Here is an 18,249-nt window from a genome sequence, read left to right on the forward strand (position 1 = left end):
ATTTCATTGATTTAAAAGAGCCGGATACGGTAGGCGCCAAGGAAGTGAAAGAGTATCTCGAATATCTGGCAACGCGGCGAGAGGTGGCCGGCAACACCCAGCGACAGGCCTTGAATGCCATAGTCTTTCTGTATGCCAAGGTTCTGGAGAAACCACTTGGCGATATCGGCGCTTATGCAAAACCCAAGAAGCCCCAGCGACTCCCGGTGGTGTTTACACATGACGAAGTGGATCTGGTGCTTGAGTCACTCGAAGGAACCATGGGCCTGATGGCCGGGCTGTTATATGGGAGCGGCTTACGACACATGGAGTGTGTCCGTTTGCGAGTCAAGGACATTGATTTTGCCAGACAACAGCTCCTGGTTCGCGGTAAGGGCGGCAAGGACCGGTTGACGGTCTTATCTGAACGTTTTAATGAGCCTCTTCAGGAACATCTCCTGAGGGTCAAGGAACTCCACAATGCCGATCTAAAAAATGGCTATGGTAAAGGGGTCAGATCTTTGCTTGACTCTTGCTTGTTTACCACCTTTTGCGCCGCAGTCCTTTTTGCAATCCGGAGGCATCTTGCTCAATTTGCAGTCAACATATTTTCAAAAAGTGTTGCTGCTTAAACGGCTTCTTTCTGTTGTTATATAAGATGCGTAAGATTTGTGCCGTAATTTTTCGGGAGACGATCTAACAAAAAAAGAGTGAACGAAAATCCATTGTTTGGGGAAGAGAGACGGGGGGCTTTCCGGGCAGAGGTTCAAAGGATTATTTTCCACTTGCGGCCTGCTTTCAGGTAGTCGTTCAAGGTCCGGAAGCCGTACTCCCGCATCTTTTTGACCAGGAAAAGAAAGAGATAGGCAGTCTGCAGGGAATCCTGCAGGGCATTGTGCTCGGTGAATATCGGCAGGTTGAATTCGCGGCTCAGGGCATTCAGGGTATAGGCGCCATGGATGTTGCTGTGGTCGTAATAATGGCCGTGTTTCGATTCGTTGTAGGCCATGGCCAGGCGCATGGTGTCGAGATACGGGGTTTTCAGGGCGCCTCCGAACAGTTTGGTGGTGGCCTTGTTGATGAAATCCAGGTCCAGGCGGGTGTAATGCCCGATCTGGACGGCTTCACCGCAGAAATCGATGAACTCCGGCAATACTTCCGCGAGCGGCCGGGCCGCGATCAGTTTGCCGGGGGTGAGCCGGTGGATCAGGGTGCTTGGGGTATGGGCGTCTTTTTCCGGTCTGACCAGGGAATAGAATGTGCAGGCACACTGGATCTGCAGGTTGCGGATCTTGACCGCCCCGATCGCAACGATCTCGTCTTTATTGAGGTCAAACCCGGAGAGTTCCGTGTCGAAAACCACGAAATCATAGTCCTGGAGTGGCAGGTCTTTATTGAAATTACGAAAGTACTCCTGACTGCGGGCGATCAGCGGATGGACGCCGGTTGATTTTCTCCCGAACAGCTTGGCAATCTTTGAAAAATCCATTTTTCACTGTTCCGCCAGGTGAAATTCTTTGCTGAGGAAATCCTGCAGCCGGCCGATGACGGCAAATGCCTCTTTCAGGGTCTGTCGTTCAAGGTCGGTGAGGTCTTTGGGGTTGATATAGTTGTCCGGTTCCTGACCGGTCTCCATCATCTGCAACTGGTGGATCAGGCGCAGGTGCATCAGGAATTCATACGCCTCGATGATTTCGTTGCAGAGCCCCTGGGGCAGATACTGGTTTTCCTGCAGGAGGTTCAGGCGGGCAAGGGTGTTGGTCTCGGTGATCCCGTGCTTGAGTGACATCAGGCGGGCGAAATCGACGATGAAGACCAGGCCTCTGGTCTTGAGATCGAAGGTGTTCTTGTGTTCGCCATCCTTTTCGACGATGAAATTCTTGAAAAACGACAGGGGCGGGCGGGAGGAAAGACAGCTTTTTGCCAGCCAGAGCTGGAAGATATCAGATTTGCGGGCGGTTCGGGTGATTTCATCTCTGAGCGCCTCGGCCATCCCGTTGTCGCCGAAACCCGCCTTGAAATCGAAAAAGATCATTGACTTGAGAACGCTCTCCGGGGTGGGGGTCCGGCACCATTTCTGGAAGTAGCCGCTCCATACCGGAAAGGGCTGGCGCAGTTCCGGGTTGGAGGCCATGATGTTTCCCGGGCAGAGCGGATAGCCGCACTTGACGAGATGCTCGATCGCGCGTTCCGAGAAAGGTCTGAAGTACTCTTCCGCCTGGTCCTTCAGGGTCGGATCTTCCGGGGCGCCGTAGATGATCGCGTTGTCCTGATCGGTCTTGAAAGTCTGTTCCCTGCGGCCCTCGCTGCCCAGCAGCAGCCAGGCCCAGGGGACCGGGGCCCGGCCGAATTCCTCCTGCAGCAGGGAGAGCATCCGGTCTAAAACATGGTCGTTGAGCACGGCGATCATTCTGGTGATATTGTTGGCCTTCGCCCCTTCTTCGATCAAGGAGCGTACCACCTGCGGAATCTTCCTGGCCAGAGGGTAGAGGCCTTCAATCTTCTTCTGGGCGAGAATTTCGCGAAACAGGTACAGGGGGGAGGTGCCCTGGGTCACCATGATATCGTGGGTGGTGATCATCCTGATGATTTTGCCGTTCTGTTCGATGGCCAGATGATGGATCTTGGTCTTGATCATCTTCAGCAGGGCGTCGAAACAGACGGCCTGGCTGGAGATGGTCTGTACGGGAGAGGCCATGATCGCAGAAACCGGGGTTTTGAAATCTATGCCTTTGGCGACCACCTTGCTGCGGATATCCTTGTCGGTAACGATGCCGCTGATCTCACCCCGGCTGTCGGTCAACAGCAGTGAGCCGATCATGTTCTCGGACATGATGATTGCCGCTTCCTGGACCGTGGTGCTCTCCGGAGCCTGATAGAGGTTGCCTTTGGCGACATCTCCGACCTGGGCGCTGAACAGGTAGAGCGCGCCATCGGTCCGGGGGGCCATCTTGTGCTGGCGGACCTCGGAATAGACCAGACCGGCCATCTTGGCCGACATGGTGCGGAGGTAATACTGGGAAACGGCGGGATTTGAGTCGAGCAGATCGAGAAAATCCTGCTTTTCGAACAGAAAACAGAAGGTGTCGTCTATCGTTTCAATATTCAGGTTGGCCCTGGTTCCCTGGATCAGCGGCAACGCGCCGAAATATTCACCGACCCCCCGATAATCCTTGAGCGTCTGGGTGTCGCCCTCTGTCCGGTAGGTTTTGATCCCGCCCTGCTGGATCACATACAGATGGGAAACTTCCGTCTCTCCCTGGCGGAAGATCAGGGTTCCTTTGGGGTAAAAATCAATGGTGCATCTTCTCGCCAGTTTTGAAAGGGCCGCGGGATCGAGGTCCTTGAAGGGAAGAATCTCGGTAAGGAAGGCGAGGGCCACATTCGCCGGCACCTCATTTGTTTCATCTTTAGCCATTGGTGGGAGCCTTTTCGGGTGATTTGAGCCGCTCCTTCTTCGGGAACATCTTCAGGTAGAGAAATCCGGACAGAAACAGGATGACCCCGAGGAGCACTACTTCAAGCAATCGGTGGTTTTCAGGCTGAAAAAGGGAGAGGAAGGAAAGGACGAAGAGGTACAGAAAACCGGTGCGGCGAAAGCGAAGAATTTTTTTCAGGAGGTAGACATTGATCATCGGCACCACCATGGCGAGAAAAAATAGATAGTTGATCTGGCCGATGGCCACCGCCGCGAAGAGTTTCATCCCGGTCATGATTACCAGAAGAGCGCACAATGGCAGGTTGAGCAGTAAAAAAGCCCGGCGGTTTTTAAGGGTCGGCAGATCATTGAGGAGAAAGACCAGTTCTTCCTGGTTTTCGGTCTCTTTCAGGTTCCGCCAGACCTGGTCCTTGGTTTTGCCCTCCCCCAGGAGGTGTTCGATCTTGTCGAGCAATGTTTTTTCCATCTGATTTCGATATCCTTAATAAATATTATGATCGTGCTGCAGTGTGCTGGAAATCAAAAGACTTGTCAACCAGCTCCGGAGACGGCCTGCCGAAAAGGAAACCTTGGGCGTACGGAACACCGAGTTCGACAAGCTTTTCGTATTCCTCTCCGGTTTCAACCCCTTCGGCAATGATCTCCGAGTTCAACCCCCTGGCAAGGGCAACCAGAGAGGCGACAATCTTCTGCTTGATAAAACTTTTGTCCACGCCTCTCACAAAAGAGATGTCGATCTTCATGAAACCGGGATTTAATTCCATGACCCGCTCCAGATCGGAGTATCCGGTGCCGATATCATCGGTGGCCTGAACAATCCCGATATCCTTGTAATCCTGCAGCGCACTCCTGAACAGATCATAATTGTCGATGGCCAGCCTCTCGCTCACCTCGAAGACGACATTTTCCGGTTTGATCTTCAGATCGGCAAGCAGCTCCTTCAGGTAGGTGCCGCGAAACTCGGGATCGTGAATGGTCATGGTCAGGGTGTTGACGAAGATCTTTCGGTCTGTTTCCACATGACGGATGGTTTCAAGGGCGATCTTACGGCACAACCGGTCAAGTTCAAATGAAAGGCCGCATTCGCTCGCCACGACAAAGAGAAGCTGGGGGGTGTAAAATTCGGAGTGTTCAGGCCCCCGCGAAAGCGCTTCGTATCCTATGATCTCAAGGTCCGGCAGGGAGACAATCGGCTGGAAGACGGTATGGATGTTTTCTTCAATAATTATTTTCTGCAGGTTGAAGCGGCTTGAGTAGTCGTGCTTGAGGGTCATGAACTCACCCATCTTCTTGGCACTGCTGACCAGCTGGGTAATCAGACGCAGATTGCTGACCATCGGGTTGTTGATGACCAGGGCATATCCTATTGAGGGCCTCGCATACTCCTTGAGGTACGGATAGAATGTTTCAAACACCTTTTTTTCGGTATGAATCCTGAGCCTTTCGGTGATGGCTTCCAGGTGCCTGAGAAGCTGGGTCCGGTGTTCTCTCGGGGCGGAAAGGAAGATGATGAAGGTGTCGACATCGAACAGATCGACGACGAAGATATCCTCGGTGCGGAGTTCTTCGGTGCGGATCTTCAGGAGGTAGTCGTTGATGAACCTGAGTAGTTCCGTGTAGATTGTGCTGCCGTACAGGTATTCGACTTTGCTGAGATGGCCGATCTGGATGGTGATGCAGGCCATATAGTGCAGATCGGTGAGAATGGTTTCGATTTCCCGGTACTTGCTGATGACCGTCGGCAAACCGAGCGCCTTGTTGAAATAAAAGCCTTCGTCGGTATCTATTTCATGGAACATGTAGGGTTTCCGGTCCATGGCCTGGCCTCATGATCGAAGATTCCCGGGGGAGATAAGCGCTCAAAACTTCGGGCTGCGGGTTAGCTTGTAAGAGCAGAATGTGAGTCGGTCCTGTAATGACTGCTTTCATCAAATCACTCACTAAGCCAGCAGAGAGGTGCGGGGATACTCTTTTCCGCTCACTCGTCCCCTCCTGAGGGGTGAAAGCGTATCGCCCTGCATAGTCATATTAAACACAAACCCTGTCTGCATGATTCCCTCCCGAAAAGGAACGTTCTGACACCATTTCAGTCATGATGGAGTGGTGCCGCAATTCATTTGGGACTGTCCCCGGTAACGAAAATTCATTATACTCATTTTTCCGGTCTGTCTCGACTTTTCAGATTTATTTTCTGCCTGAGGCTTGAAAATGGGGATTAAATGGTTGTGGTGATTGTGCTGTTATGATTTCTACGGGCAAAAAAAATATCTGTCTTCTGCTTTGTCTGGTCATTCTGCGGGCGTTTACCGCAGTTGCCGGAGAGGATTGCTATGGAGAGGTAGTCTCCGTTGCCGACGTGCCCGGTTTTTTTGATGATCTGGCCGGGGCCGGGATTGATGAGGCGCTGGCAACAAGTCTTGAATACTACGGATCCCAGCCCCCGGAGCGGAGGTATGTCATCTGCAATCGGAGTTACCGCGCCTCGGAAATGGTGGAGACCCTGGTCGAGTTTCGCGCGGTGTATCAGCGGGTCGGGAATAGAACTGAATTGCAGGGTGCTCTGCAGGAAAAGTTTGAGCTCTGTCCTGCGGCCGGAGGCGCCGGAAGGGATGGGCGGATGCTGGTTACCGGTTATTTTGAACCGGTCGTTGCCGGCAGCCTGGTCAAAAAACCGCCCTTTGTCTATCCGGTCTACAGCGCCCCCCCTGATCTGGTTGTGCGGGGCGATGAAACCGGAAGAATCGAAAACGGTCGGCTGGTCCCTTACTGGTCACGGGCCGAAATCGAAGAGCGTGGGGTCCTTGCCGGGCAGGAGCTGGTCTATCTCGCCGATCGGGTCGAGGCGTTTATCCTTCACGTCCAGGGGTCGGGGAAGGTGCGTCTTCGTGACGGCAGGACTCTCGATCTGCAGTTTGCGGCCAAGAACGGGCGTCCTTACCGGAGTATCGGCAAACTGCTGGTCGACCGGGGGGCAATGGATCTGGAGCAGGTGAGCCTGCCGGCAATAATCAGCTATCTGGAGGCACATCCCCGGGAAGTTGATGAGATCCTCAAATACAATGAATCCTACGTGTTTTTCCGCTGGGGAGGGGGGGGCAGGAAAGGACCTCTGGGAAGTCTCGGGAGAGTTTTGACGCCCGGCAGGTCGGTAGCCGTCGATAATGATTGCTTTGCCCCGGGGGCTCCGGCTTATCTCGAAACCAGAAAACCTCTCTTTGCTAAAGACAACCTGATCATCGGCTGGGCGCCGCTGAAACGCTTTGTCTTCAGCCATGATACCGGCTCGGCGATTAAGGGGAGCGGCAGGCTCGATCTTTTTCTGGGCGGGGGAACCCAGGCCAGGGCTGCCGCAGGAAACCTGAAGAGCCCGGGGCGGCTCTATTTTCTGGTCAAAAAGAAATAGTTGCCGATTGCCGCCGCTATTATGTACTATTTATTACCGTGCCGGGCAGGCAGACGGGTACCCCAGATAAACGCATATCGATGGAAAGGGATCACAGATGAAGCAGCCAGATATTGATTACTGGATCGGCACCATGCTCCAGTCCTACGACCACGTTTCCGATCTTAACATCACCGCCGGTAAACCACTCCAGGTAGAAGCGGCAGGGCTCATGGAGGCTGTCCGGATCAGACCGGAAGTGAAAAAGCTCACTCCTTTCCAGGCGGAAGTTTTTGCCCTGAACCTGATTAACGGCGACCAGCGGCTGCTTGATGATCTCACCAAATACGGCTCCTGTGATCTTTCCTACCGTCTCGGGAAAGATGTGAGGTTTCGGGTCAACATCTTTTCCGGTCGGCGGAATATCTCTACCGTGCTCAGGAAGCTCGAAACCAGAATCCCGACCATCAGCGATCTCAATCTGCCGAACGCCCTCCATCGGGTCCATAAGGAGAGGAATGGTCTGATCCTGGTGACCGGGGCCACCGGTACCGGTAAATCAACTACCCTGGCGGCGATTCTTGACGAGGTCAACAAGGAACAACCTGTTCATGTGGTGACCCTGGAGGACCCTATCGAATATGTGCATACCCATGCCACGGCGACTTTCAACCAGCGGGAACTGGGCCGTGATTTCGATAATTTTTCCTCCGGTCTGCGGGCTGCCCTCCGGCAGGCGCCGAAAGTGATCCTGGTCGGTGAAATGCGTGACCGGGAGACTATGGAAATCGGCATGACGGCGGCTGAAACCGGCCATGTGGTGATGAGTACCCTGCATACCGTTGATGCGGGGCAGACCATCAACAGGATTCTCGGCATGTTCGAGCTGGAGGAGCAGGCCCAGGTCCGGAATCGACTTGCCGACACCATCCGTTGGATCGTCTGCCAGAGGCTGCTGCCGAAGATCGGCGGCGGGCGGATTGCGGCCATCGAAATCCTCTGTATGAACCTCAGGGTGAAAGAGCTCATCATGAATGGTGAAACCGATGAAAAGACCTTTTATGATATTATCGGCGATGGCGCGCCGGTCGGGATGATGACCTTTGACCAGCATATCCTGCAGCTTTTCGAGAACGGCCTGATTACCGAAGCGACTGCGATCTCCTACAGTTCGAAAAGAAGTGTGGTTTCCCGGGGGATTGATCTGGTCAAGTCCACCAGGGGCGAAGCGACCACCGGGATCAAGGGGCTGGCCATGGAAATCGGCGCCGGTCAGAAACACTCGGGGTATTAGGTTTTCGGGGGGGCTCAGGTTTCTGTTGGGCCGGGTGGCAATTGAAAAAAATCCTCCACCCGGGTTGTTCGGCTGGAGTCCACCTTAGCAGAAGTTTTTCGAAGTTCCGGCATTTTTTTCGCGAATTCCCTTTTTCCGGAGGAGAAAGATGATCACCACCTGTCCCAACTGTTCGAAGGAACTCCGGTTTACCGAGAGCCAGGAAAACAAGATCCAGGCCGCCCTGGACAGTCTCAAGTCCGGGACCCTGAAGATCAAATGCCCTCACTGCCGTGACGCCATTGAACTGCAGTCAGACGGGTCGCTGGCCGACTGGCGGGTGGATTCCGCCGAACCGACAACGAGTCGAAAGTCTCCTGAGGCGCCCAAGCCTCCGAATATCGACTGGCTGACCCAGGGAAAATTTGAAGAGGAAACTCGAATCAGGGATATGCCCAAGGCGTTGATCCTGATTGATAAGGGGCCTCTCAGAGACAAGGTGAACGGTTCGTTTGTCGAATTGTTTTACCAGACGATCAATGTCGACAGCGTGGCTGAAGCCATTGAGCAGATGCGGACGGCGGAGTTTGTCGTGGTGGTTCTGCACAGCGGCTTTGACGGGGTCTCTCTCAAGGACTCTGAATTTCACGAGTACATGCGTAACATGCAGATGTTTAAAAGACGGTATATATTTTATGTCCTGATCGGATCCGAGTTCAAGACTCTGTACACCCTGGAAGCATTGTCATACAGTGCGAATCTGGTCATTAACGATGGGGATGTGGACTTTATGAAAAATATCTACAAGAGGGGGCGGGGGGACTACGATGAACTGTTCGGCCCTTACATGGAAACCTTAAAAAAACATGGCCGGAAATAGGTTTTTTTCAGCGGAAGTTTTTCCGTTTCTTTTCGATGTTGAGGTCAAGAAATTTAAGCTTCTCGATGGTGGTTTCAAGTTTTCTGTTTTCAGCCCGCAACTCTTCCTGCCTCTGCTTGAGTGACGTGTTTTCCGCAGTCAGTTCCTTGATCCGCCTATCTTTGGCGCCTTGCGATTCGCGGGCTGATTGAGCCTCGTCAAGCTGGGCCTGCAGGGTTTCAATCACTCGCCGCTGTTCGGTAAATTCATTGAGAATGGTCAGGATGCTTTTTGCTTCATCCCGTTCCGGGCCTTGGGGGCTGAGAGAGATTATTTCCTCCAGCTCTGTTGCGGCGCGACCCAAATCCCGATCAGGGTTGTGAGGGGAGAGGAATAGACTCACCAGGTCCTGGTGAATCCTGACCGCGTCGGGACCCTCTTTTTCATCCAGGGTCAGATAGTCGTTTTGCAGTTTCCTGATTCGAAATGCAAACTCTTTTTGGGAGAGGCCCTCGGTGGAAAAATCAGTCGCCCGGTTTTTCCCGGTTATGGGGAGGCATCCGAGAAGCAAAGCCGAAAGAAGGAGGCCTGCGGGGATGATTTTCTTGGCTGACTTCATTGGTATTCCGTTCATTTTTTCCCGGCTCGGAACGAGAGGACCTTGGTGTCAAGGGGGTCATGGCGCTTGTCGACAATCATGGAGCTGCCGGTGATGGATTTGGCGTACTCCTTGATCTCGGCTACGATCTCGCCGACCTGGATGTGGTTTTCAAAGATTCTGTTCTGGTTGGTGGCCACGGCAATTGAAATGGTTGCCAGCGGGAAGGTCATGGTTTGCCCCTGTCGATTTTCTCCGGAGATAAAACCACGGTTTCTGTCGGCTTCGTTGTAGAATCCCGGAGAAGCATGGTCGAATCGTTCAATGACCGCGCGGCAGATATTTTTAAACTTGTCGGGCGTGGTGATGACCACAAAATCATCACCGCCGATATGGCCGAGAAAATCGTCGGAACCACCATGTTCGGCCAGGACATTCTCGATAATCGAGGCTGTTTCCAGGATCATATCGTTACCCTTCGCATAGCCGTAATGGTCATTGTAGGATTTGAAATTATCAAGGTCCATCAGGCAGAAGGCAAGGGGGTCGCGCTGCTCGATTTTCTTTTTTAGAATATTTTCCACGGCAACTCCTCCGGGCAGTCGGGTCAGAGGGCTTGCGTCGAGATACATCTCTTCAAGTTTCATAAGCCGGGTGGCCATCATGACAAAGGCATCCGCCAGTTCGCCGAGCTCATCCTTGTTGTCGATGTCCGGACGGTGGTCAAATTTCCCCTGGGAGATCATTTCGGTGGCAAATTGCAGTTTCCGTACCGCGCTGACAATGTTTCTGGTCACGACCAGAGCTGCGGTGATTGAAAGGGCCAGGCCGAAGACGCATAAGATCAGGGCGAATTTGAAGGCAAGACTGCCGATGGAGGAGATGACGCCGGCTTTTTCGTCCTGATCCCGCTCCGCATCCGCTTTAATTTTATCCAGCAGAGAGCCTATTTCGCTCTGCCGCATCCGGATGTTTCTCTCAAATTTTTCCGAGCTTTCAGGGTCGTCGGAACGCAGTTTGATGCCGGAAATAAGGTAGCTCGAATAACTGTTATAAAGGCTCTGCAGTTCGTCGGTGTGGAAATTTCTGTCGGCGGGAAGCTGCTTGAGTTTATCCAGAAGGTTGATGAACTCGGTCCCCCGGTCACTGAAGATCCTGAGCATCTCCTGATCTTTCAGGAGCATGTATCGCTTTACATACGATTCCTGTTGGAGAATCGCTTCTTTCATCTTGTCGACATTTTCCTTGACCGGAATGTCAACATTCAGGATCGCGTTGTTCATGCTGTTCAGGTGGTTGAGCTTGATCAGCGAAAAAGTCGAGATCACTATCAGGAGGAGCAGAAGAGGAAAAAAGCCGAGCAGCATCTTGTTGGCGATGCTGAGATGGCGGAATTTTGAGCTGAGATTTTTCAGCAGTCTGAAATGATCAGACTTCCCCGAAGCGGGTGAAGATTTTGGTGGAGAATCTTTGTCGGTCACTGGTCGAGACTCGCATTATTGATGGTCATATAACAACAATCCTGTTCCACCTCAGCCCCCATAAAAACACGGGCGAACTTAGGACCCACAGGTAAATGTGAACATGCGCAGCGAAACGCATTCCCCGCAGCTCGAAGTCGCACTCCGTTTGCGTATCTGCCGCAGGGAGCGTCAATGTGCCTTCCAGATCGGGAAGTGCCCGGTAAAGAGCTTCCGGCGATTTTCGCAAACCATGATAGCATGTTTCCATTGGTAATTCATTGAAATTGCGTATCGTACTTTTCGGCTCCGCGGCTGTAAGTCATTCGGGGGTGCTTCTTTGATGGCGGGTTCTTTGATCAGGGCCGGGGCCACGGAGCTGATCCGTTTCGGAATTGCGGCAAACCCGGGATCATCAGCAGGATCAGGTTGGTCACGGGTTGTCTTTTCCGGCGCTTTTTCGATTGGTATTCCTGCAGAGAAGCTGGCCGCCACCCGATCATTATCGGGTTGAATACCCGGGCAATCGTCGGTATGTATTCTTCGTGTTTCAACCAGGGCTCTTGGCTTTTCTTGGGCTGAAGCGGCGAGCTTTGATCTGCTGGAGAAAGTCGTTGCGAAGTTGCGGGCGAAGTCCTGCATAGAAACCCCGTTTTCAGCAGAAAACATGAAAACAGAACCGTGAGGTTGACGGCAGAAGCACAGTGGGACCAGCGGGCCGGCTTGGTAAAACCGGCCTACTGGTTCATGCAGGTATCGTGTTGTTCAAGAATTGAATCGATTGCTTCAGCAGTCATCCGGGCGAGAAGCTTTTCCTGATTTTCAGGGGTCAGTTTTCTGATGTTTCTCGCGGGGCAGTCCGGCAAGTTTCTGTCTTCCGGGCATTCGGCGAACAACTTTTTTATCAGGCAGATCTTTTCGGCAGAGAGTTTCACGAGACCTTCTCAGGCGGCAAGTCTTTCGCTTTCCTTGATTTTCCTGATTTCACAAGCTTTTTTGAAGGCTTTGTCCTTGCCGTGCTTGCGGATCGAGACAGAGGTTTTGCTTTGTTTGCCTTCTGCGGTGACCCATGACACCTCGTATCGGTTCAGCTTGTCGTTCAGCCGGACCCCCAGAACTCCGGTGTTCGTTCTGCCTACCGACACGATGTACTTGGACGAGTGGGGTTTGCCGACTTTTGTCCTGGTGTTGTCCCGCCAGGCGAGTGCGGCAAGGAGGCTTGCCCGGTTGCCGCCGTTTTTCTTGTCGGAAAAGAATTTGCTGTGGGTTTTTCCCAGCCAGCTGACTCTGACATACCAGCCGTGGGTTCTTTTTGAAGGCTGATCAATTCTGGCAATGTCTTTGTGCTTGTCTTTCATTTTTCCTGTCTTCTTGTTGGTTTGTATCTGGGGAGGGGTGACCCTCCGGTTTAGGAGCCAAGTGGCGAAATAAAAGGAATATTTTGCCAAGCCGCTCCATTATACACGTGTAGGAAAATTCCTACAAGATGTAAGGTCGTGCCTACAGGAAAAAAATAATCGCAGCCGGTGAACATGGTGAACGGGCTGTCCGGAGGGACCTTATTTGCGAGCGTGTTTGGTGATCATGTCGATCAGATGTTCCTGCTTGAAGGGTTTGGTGAGGTAATCATCCATCCCCGCAGCGAGACATTTCTCGTGGTACCCTTTGACCGCATGGGCGGTGATGGCGATGATCGGCAGATGATCACCAGTTCCCGCTTCGCCGGCCCTGATCAGCCCCGTTGTTTCAAAGCCGTCCATGTCGGGCATTTCAAGATCCATAAGGACCAGATCGAAGCGGTTCCCCTGGAGTGCCGCCAGGGCCTGATGGCCGTTTTCAGCCTCTTCAACGTGCCAACCCTGCTGCCGGATATTTTCTGCCGCCACGAGACGGTTTATTTCTTCGTCATCAACCAGAAGAATCCGCAAGCTGGTTTTTGTCGGCAGACCATCGTTTTCCCCATCCGCATCCTTGCCGTTTTTTTCAGGTTCGGATATCCCGAGGGTCAGGGTGAAATGAAAGGTGCTGCCATTCCCCGAATGATTGCCATCCGGGGCGGTATTGCTTTCGACCCAAATTTTCCCGTCCATCAGCGAGACCAGTTGGTGGCAGATGGCAAGGCCAAGGCCTGTACCCCCATACTTTCTGGAATGGGAACTGTCTGCCTGGGTGAAGGCGTTGAAGATGTTCCGGGTTTCAGCGGGGGCGACGCCGATCCCGGTATCCCTGACCATGAAATGCAGATCTATCTCCCCTTCCTTTTCCCGGTCGATCAGCAGCTCAAGGTCAATTCTGCCGACCCTGGTGAATTTTATCGCGTTGGCCACCAGATTGATGAGGACCTGGGTGATCCTTACCGGGTCGCCGACAAGATGGGTCGGCAGGGTGTCGGGGATTGTCCAGTGCATCTCGAGGCCTTTCTTCTCGGCATCCAGGCGGAGCATGTCCAGAGCATGTCTGATGGTCTGCCTTATATCAAAACGGGTGGTGTTGATTTCAAGTTTCCCCGCCTCAATCCGGGACAGATCAAGAATATCGTTGATGATATTCATCAGTCTGCCGGCGGACTCCCGGATCATCTTCAGGTATTTTGGGTAATCGACCGGCCCGGTTTTTTTGAGCAGCATGCTGGTCAGGCCGATCACGCCGTTCATCGGGGTCCTGATCTCGTGACTCATGGTTGCGAGAAATGCGCTCTTGGCCTTGCTGGCCGCTTCCGCCGCTTCTTTGGCCATGGTAATCTCTTCCGCCCGCTTCATGCTCGTGATGTCGGTGAGCATGCCTTCCACATACAGAGTCTTATCGTTGCCATCCTTGACGGCACGGAGATTGAGCAGGACATTGATCCGACTCCGGTCCTTCCGGTACATTTCGGTTTCAAAATTCTGGACCACGTTGTCCAGGAAAAGGGTCTCGCGTAATTTCAAACGGTCTTCAGGGTGGACATAGATATCATCAAGATCGATGTTGCCGGCCAGGACCTCCTCCGGAGAGTCGTAACCGAAGGTTCTTGCCAGAGAGGGGTTCACCATCAGGATACGGCCTTCCGGATCGGTGCGGTAGATTCCTTCGGTGGCGTTTTCAACAATGGATCGGTATTGCTCCTGGGCGGCAAAGGTCTCTTCCTTCATGATATTGATGCGGTCTGCCAGGGCAAGGGCAAGCAGAATAACGGTCAGTGCGGAACCGATCTGGGGTCCGTAAATAAAGAGAAAATCGTTGTTCAGGAAGCCAAAAGCGCGGACAACCAGCACAATGATCCCGATATAGAACATCGACCAGGCGAGAATGAAATATCTGGCCGGGCGATACTTCCTCTTCATACAGAGGATTGCGGTGATCATGATGAAGATGATGCAGATGAAAGCTTCAGAGGCTGCAACCTTGATGGAGACGACGTAGTTCGAAAGAAAAGGCAACAGGGCGGAGAAAAGGCCGAGGGCGGAGCAGACGGCGAGAATCCGGTCCAGGAGAGGACTCTGCCGTTTTGTTTCAAGGAAATTTCTGGTGAATGCGGTGGCTCCGAAGCAGGAAAGACAGATGAAGACCGGCAGGGAGTTGCTGTTCCACCAGATCATTTCCGGCCAGAGGTACTCATAGGCCGTTCCGTTCATGATGATCTGGAACATTCCGAAAGTGACGATGAAGATGAGATGATACAGATACCCGATGTCCTTCAGGGTGAACAGGAGCAGCAGGCTGTAGATGATCATCACCAGAATGATTCCGTAATAAATTCCCAGGATGAACTGTTCATTGTGGGATTTCTTGATGAAGGCGCGGGCCGACCAGATGTTCACCGGAAAGGAAAGGGTTGATTCGGATTTGACCTTCACATAGATCGGCGAGCCGGAAAGCGCTTCCTGCGGGAGGATCACCAGCAGGTTGCGATTCTGGATTTCTCTGGAAGCGAAGGGTTGAGCATCGCCGGTTGTTTTGCGGAAGAAGCCCCCCTTCCCGTCGGGGAGGTAGACCTCAACCTGGTCAAGAAGGGGGTAGGCGAATTCGAGGAGCCACTTCCTGTCGGTGGAAAAATTGGCGGCAGGAGTAAACCTGAGCCAGAAAGCGGAAGCTGAAAAACCCATGTTGGGGTTTTGTTGCCGGTTGAGTACGAAACGACTGCTCAGGAATGGTGAAGTGACCTCGTCGATGGTCAGCCGGTTGCTCCGGTCTTCAAGAATTTCAAGATGGAGGTCGAGCGGATAGGATTCCTGCCCTTCAATATAGGTCACCGGTTGCGCGTGTTCACCGGCAAGAGAAGGCACGGGCGGAAACAGAATGAGCCCGGTGAGGGCGATCAGCAACAAGCGGCAATAGGATCGTGGTTGGGTACGGACAGCCGGAATTTTGTTCATTTGTCTTGAGGTTTCTCTGTTGGAGATGGGTCGGGAGTGTCGTGCCGTTTTGTCCGATGACGGGATATGATTTCAAGCAGGTCGTCATATTCAAAGGGCTTGGCAAGGTAATCGTCCATTCCGGCGGCGAGGCATTTTTCCCGGTAACCATCGACTGCGTGAGCGGTCAGGGCAATGATCGGGATATGGACATCCCTCTTCTCCCGACTGCGGATGGTCCGGGAAGTTTCAAAACCGTCCATTCCAGGCATTTCCACATCCATCAGCACGAGGTCGAACCGTTGTCCGGCAAGGAGTTCAAGGGCCTGTTGCCCGCTTTCCGCTTCGCTGACCTTGAATCCCTGTTGTCTGATCATCTCTGAGGCGATCAATCGGTTGATCGGCTCATCATCGATCAGCAGGATATTCAGGTTCGCGGGGAGAAGTTCCTCCTTTTTTGCAGGTTTCGGAGGGGGGGGCTGCGCGGCGGGAGCGGTGCTTGTCGGGAGGCTCAGGACGAAATGAAAAATACTGCCGGATTCCGCTTCGGGATTGTTCTCGATCCAGATCCTGCCTTTCATCTGCTTGACGAGTTCGGTGATGATGGCCAGACCAAGGCCGGTGCCGCCATATCTTCTGGAGTGGGAATTGTCCGCCTGGGAAAAGGCGGTAAAGATCTGGTGCTGCCGGTTCAGAGGGATACCGATGCCGGTGTCTCTGATCTCGAAATGGAGATGGCAGTTTTCTCCGGCTTCTCCGTGAAGTTCCACTTTCACAAACACCGAGCCTTTTTCGGTGAATTTTACGGCATTGTCGATGAGATTCAGGAGGATCTGGCTGATCCGAACCGGGTCGCCGACCAGAAGATCCGGCACCTGCTCGTCAATGACCCAGTTGAAAGAGAGTCCTTTCCCTTCAGCTTTATGGCGGAAGAGATGCAGGGAAGGGGTCAGTGCTTCGCGCAGGCTGAAACCGACCGCCTCAAGCTCCATTTTCCCCGCTTCAATCTTGGAAAAATCAAGAATATCGTTGATGATGTTCAGGAGCCGGTCGGCCGAGGTTTTGATCAGGGTGAGAAATTTGCGATGCTGTTCCGGCAGTTCCATATTCAGCAGGATATCGGTCAACCCCATCACCCCGTTCATCGGGGTGCGGATTTCATGACTCATCGCTGCCATGAAATTGCTTTTCGCCCGGCTGGAAGATTCGGCGATCTCTTTTGCGAGCTGCAGCTCTTCGGCCTTCTTTCTGCCGGTGATGTCGGTCAGGATCCCTTCAAGATATTCAACTTGTCCTTTATCGTCCCTGCTGACATGGGCGTTCAGCGAAACCTGGATGACTTTTCGGTCTTTCCGGTACATTTCGGTCTCGAAATTTGCGATGGTGCCGGAGGTGAACAGCCTTTTTCTCAGGCGTTCCCGATCGCCCGGATCAACATAAATCCGGTCGAGCTCCGGCTGGGCCTGCAGAATATCATGGGCATCTGCGTAGCCGAGAATATTCGCCAGGGCGGGGTTTGCAAGCAGAAGCTTCCCGTCGGCGGATGTGCGCCATATCCCTTCCGCGGCTTTATCGAATATTGCCCGGTATTGCGCCTCGAGCTTGATGGTTTCCTCTTTCATGATGTTGAAGCGGTCTGCCAGGGCCAGGGCCAGCATGATCATGGTCATCGATGAGCCGATCTGCGGCCCGGAAATGGTCAGGAAATTGGCCGGCAGCACCCCGAAAGCCCGCAGTGCATTACTCATTACCCCGAGAAAAAACATCGACCAGGCGACCATGAAATAACGGGCCGGCCGGTATTTATTGATGATACAGATGATCCCGCAGACAACGTTGGTGAAGATGATCAGCAGGGCCATCAGGGAGCTGGTGCGGATCGCCAGCGAATAATGGCCGGTCAGCGCAGAGATAATTCCTGCCATGCTGATGATCGAGAGCGCCTGGATCAGTTTGTCCAGGCGCGGGCAGTTTTCTCTGGTGACCAGAAAGGAGCGGGTAAAAAAGCCGACGCTGACTGCCGAGGCAACGACAAAGATCGGGGTCGAGTAGTTGTTCCACCAGACCAGACGGGGCCAGAGGTACTCGTAGGCGGAACCGTTCAGGGTGACCTGGAACAGTCCGAAGCTGACAATGAACAGAAGGTAATACAGGTAGTTCCGGTCGTGGACGGTGAGCCACAGGAGCGTGCTGTAAACAGCGAGCACCAGCAGGAAACCGTAGTACATGCCAAGCCCGAACTGGGCGTGATTGTTCTTTTCCGCGAAGGCCTCTTTTGCCCAGATGGTCATGGGCATGTTCATGGTGCTTTCGGTTTCGAACCTGATATAGACCGGCAGGTTGTTCAGCAGATTTTTCGGCAGGTCAAAGAGGAAGTTCCGATTTCTGATCTCCCGGTCGGCAAAAGGTTTCAGATCGCCGGCTGTTTTTTCAAGGTAGCTTCCGTCCTCCCGGGGCAGATAGACCTTTACCGAGTCGAGAAGCGGGTAGGAGATTTCCAGGAGCCAGCGGTCGCTCCCGCTCATGTCTCCGGTCAGGGAGAAGCGGAGCCAGTAGGCGGAGGAGGTGAAACCGAAATTGGGAGTCTTTTCCCGGCAGGGAGTGAATGCCGCTGCATAAGGGGAGGCGGAGACAGTGTCTATGGTGAGGGATTTTTCCCGGTCTTCGAGCACTTCCAGATGGGTGCCGGGATTGTAAATCGTCTGCTCCGGGACCATCACCAGAGGTCCGGCCGAGAGACTGCCTGCCGGGCAGAGAACCCCCTGAAAGAATACCAGTAAGGCGATCATGCTGAATTCTGCAGCTCGTCCGCTCGTCCCGATAAGCGAGCCTGCGAGACATCGAGACGTGTGCCCGAAGGATGAAAAGAGTTTCTGGAGTTGAGTCATTTACTCCGGCCTGTCCGAAACAGGCGTGGTCAAAGGG

At 53.3% G+C, this 18,249-nt stretch carries 15 protein-coding genes; 4 read left to right on the forward strand and 11 right to left on the reverse strand.

What is annotated here, in order from left to right:
- A partial coding sequence (locus KKG35_05495; GenBank protein MBU1737575.1) for a phage integrase N-terminal SAM-like domain-containing protein occupies window positions 1-611 on the forward strand: 611 nt, incomplete at its 5' end.
- Window positions 612-745: 134 nt separating this feature from the next.
- Here the strand turns inward: KKG35_05495 and KKG35_05500 are convergent.
- Genes KKG35_05500 through KKG35_05515 form a run of 4 tightly spaced genes read right to left on the reverse strand, consistent with a single transcriptional unit; the run spans window position 746 to window position 5,235 of the window.
- Entirely contained in the window at window positions 746-1,468 is a 723-nt protein-coding gene (locus tag KKG35_05500) for a 3'-5' exonuclease (protein ID MBU1737576.1), read from the reverse strand.
- Window positions 1,469-1,471: 3 nt separating this feature from the next.
- Entirely contained in the window at window positions 1,472-3,397 is a 1,926-nt protein-coding gene (locus KKG35_05505) for a cyclic nucleotide-binding domain-containing protein (GenBank protein ID MBU1737577.1), read from the reverse strand.
- Complete coding sequence (locus KKG35_05510; protein ID MBU1737578.1) at window positions 3,390-3,884, reverse strand: hypothetical protein; 495 nt, start codon at window positions 3,882-3,884, stop codon at window positions 3,390-3,392. The genes KKG35_05505 and KKG35_05510 overlap by 8 nt, the downstream gene beginning before the upstream one ends.
- A gap of 25 nt (window positions 3,885-3,909) precedes the next feature.
- On the reverse strand, window positions 3,910-5,235 hold the full coding sequence (locus tag KKG35_05515; GenBank protein ID MBU1737579.1) for an EAL domain-containing protein: 1,326 nt from the start codon (window positions 5,233-5,235) through the stop codon (window positions 3,910-3,912).
- Between the two features lie 425 nt (window positions 5,236-5,660).
- Between KKG35_05515 and KKG35_05520 the strand changes: the two genes are divergently transcribed.
- The 3 genes from KKG35_05520 (at window position 5,661) to KKG35_05530 (ending at window position 8,953) form a co-directional block, all read left to right on the forward strand.
- Window positions 5,661-6,821, forward strand: a complete 1,161-nt coding sequence (locus tag KKG35_05520) for a murein transglycosylase A (protein ID MBU1737580.1) — start codon at window positions 5,661-5,663, stop codon at window positions 6,819-6,821.
- Between the two features lie 97 nt (window positions 6,822-6,918).
- On the forward strand, window positions 6,919-8,094 hold the full coding sequence (locus KKG35_05525) for a PilT/PilU family type 4a pilus ATPase (GenBank protein MBU1737581.1): 1,176 nt from the start codon (window positions 6,919-6,921) through the stop codon (window positions 8,092-8,094).
- A gap of 148 nt (window positions 8,095-8,242) precedes the next feature.
- Window positions 8,243-8,953, forward strand: a complete 711-nt coding sequence (locus KKG35_05530; GenBank protein MBU1737582.1) for a zinc-ribbon domain-containing protein — start codon at window positions 8,243-8,245, stop codon at window positions 8,951-8,953.
- A gap of 7 nt (window positions 8,954-8,960) precedes the next feature.
- On the opposite strand, the gene KKG35_05535 is transcribed toward KKG35_05530, so the two are convergent.
- The 7 genes from KKG35_05535 to KKG35_05565 form a co-directional block, all read right to left on the reverse strand.
- The gene (locus KKG35_05535) at window positions 8,961-9,551 is read right to left on the reverse strand and encodes a hypothetical protein (protein ID MBU1737583.1); all 591 of its coding nucleotides are present in this window, start codon (window positions 9,549-9,551) and stop codon (window positions 8,961-8,963) included.
- A gap of 11 nt (window positions 9,552-9,562) precedes the next feature.
- On the reverse strand, window positions 9,563-11,011 hold the full coding sequence (locus KKG35_05540) for a diguanylate cyclase (protein MBU1737584.1): 1,449 nt from the start codon (window positions 11,009-11,011) through the stop codon (window positions 9,563-9,565).
- A gap of 171 nt (window positions 11,012-11,182) precedes the next feature.
- The gene (locus tag KKG35_05545; GenBank protein ID MBU1737585.1) at window positions 11,183-11,632 is read right to left on the reverse strand and encodes a hypothetical protein; all 450 of its coding nucleotides are present in this window, start codon (window positions 11,630-11,632) and stop codon (window positions 11,183-11,185) included.
- 95 nt (window positions 11,633-11,727) lie between these two features.
- Window positions 11,728-11,925, reverse strand: a complete 198-nt coding sequence (locus tag KKG35_05550; GenBank protein ID MBU1737586.1) for a hypothetical protein — start codon at window positions 11,923-11,925, stop codon at window positions 11,728-11,730.
- A 9-nt stretch (window positions 11,926-11,934) separates the two neighbouring features.
- On the reverse strand, window positions 11,935-12,348 hold the full coding sequence (locus KKG35_05555) for an AP2 domain-containing protein (GenBank protein ID MBU1737587.1): 414 nt from the start codon (window positions 12,346-12,348) through the stop codon (window positions 11,935-11,937).
- 201 nt (window positions 12,349-12,549) lie between these two features.
- On the reverse strand, window positions 12,550-15,345 hold the full coding sequence (locus tag KKG35_05560; GenBank protein MBU1737588.1) for a response regulator: 2,796 nt from the start codon (window positions 15,343-15,345) through the stop codon (window positions 12,550-12,552).
- Complete coding sequence (locus KKG35_05565) at window positions 15,342-18,212, reverse strand: response regulator (GenBank protein MBU1737589.1); 2,871 nt, start codon at window positions 18,210-18,212, stop codon at window positions 15,342-15,344. Before KKG35_05565 ends, KKG35_05560 begins: the two co-directional genes overlap by 4 nt.
- Window positions 18,213-18,249: the final 37 nt, after the last annotated feature.

This window comes from Pseudomonadota bacterium, from assembly GCA_018823285.1.
Lineage (GTDB): Bacteria > Desulfobacterota > Desulfobulbia > Desulfobulbales > JAGXFP01 > JAHJIQ01.

Bases quoted from the DNA above. Each gene is read 5' to 3' on its own strand.
- KKG35_05530 (MBU1737582.1), top strand. From the start codon at position 8,243: ATGATCACCACCTGTCCCAACTGTTCGAAGGAACTCCGGTTTACCGAG.
- KKG35_05510 (MBU1737578.1), bottom strand. From the start codon at position 3,884: ATGGAAAAAACATTGCTCGACAAGATCGAACACCTCCTGGGGGAGGGC.
- KKG35_05505 (MBU1737577.1), bottom strand. From the start codon at position 3,397: ATGGCTAAAGATGAAACAAATGAGGTGCCGGCGAATGTGGCCCTCGCC.
- KKG35_05500 (MBU1737576.1), bottom strand. From the start codon at position 1,468: ATGGATTTTTCAAAGATTGCCAAGCTGTTCGGGAGAAAATCAACCGGC.
- KKG35_05555 (MBU1737587.1), bottom strand. From the start codon at position 12,348: ATGAAAGACAAGCACAAAGACATTGCCAGAATTGATCAGCCTTCAAAA.
- KKG35_05565 (MBU1737589.1), bottom strand. From the start codon at position 18,212: ATGACTCAACTCCAGAAACTCTTTTCATCCTTCGGGCACACGTCTCGA.
- KKG35_05515 (MBU1737579.1), bottom strand. From the start codon at position 5,235: ATGGACCGGAAACCCTACATGTTCCATGAAATAGATACCGACGAAGGC.
- KKG35_05545 (MBU1737585.1), bottom strand. From the start codon at position 11,632: ATGCAGGACTTCGCCCGCAACTTCGCAACGACTTTCTCCAGCAGATCA.
- KKG35_05525 (MBU1737581.1), top strand. From the start codon at position 6,919: ATGAAGCAGCCAGATATTGATTACTGGATCGGCACCATGCTCCAGTCC.
- KKG35_05535 (MBU1737583.1), bottom strand. From the start codon at position 9,551: ATGAAGTCAGCCAAGAAAATCATCCCCGCAGGCCTCCTTCTTTCGGCT.
- KKG35_05560 (MBU1737588.1), bottom strand. From the start codon at position 15,345: ATGAACAAAATTCCGGCTGTCCGTACCCAACCACGATCCTATTGCCGC.
- KKG35_05520 (MBU1737580.1), top strand. From the start codon at position 5,661: ATGATTTCTACGGGCAAAAAAAATATCTGTCTTCTGCTTTGTCTGGTC.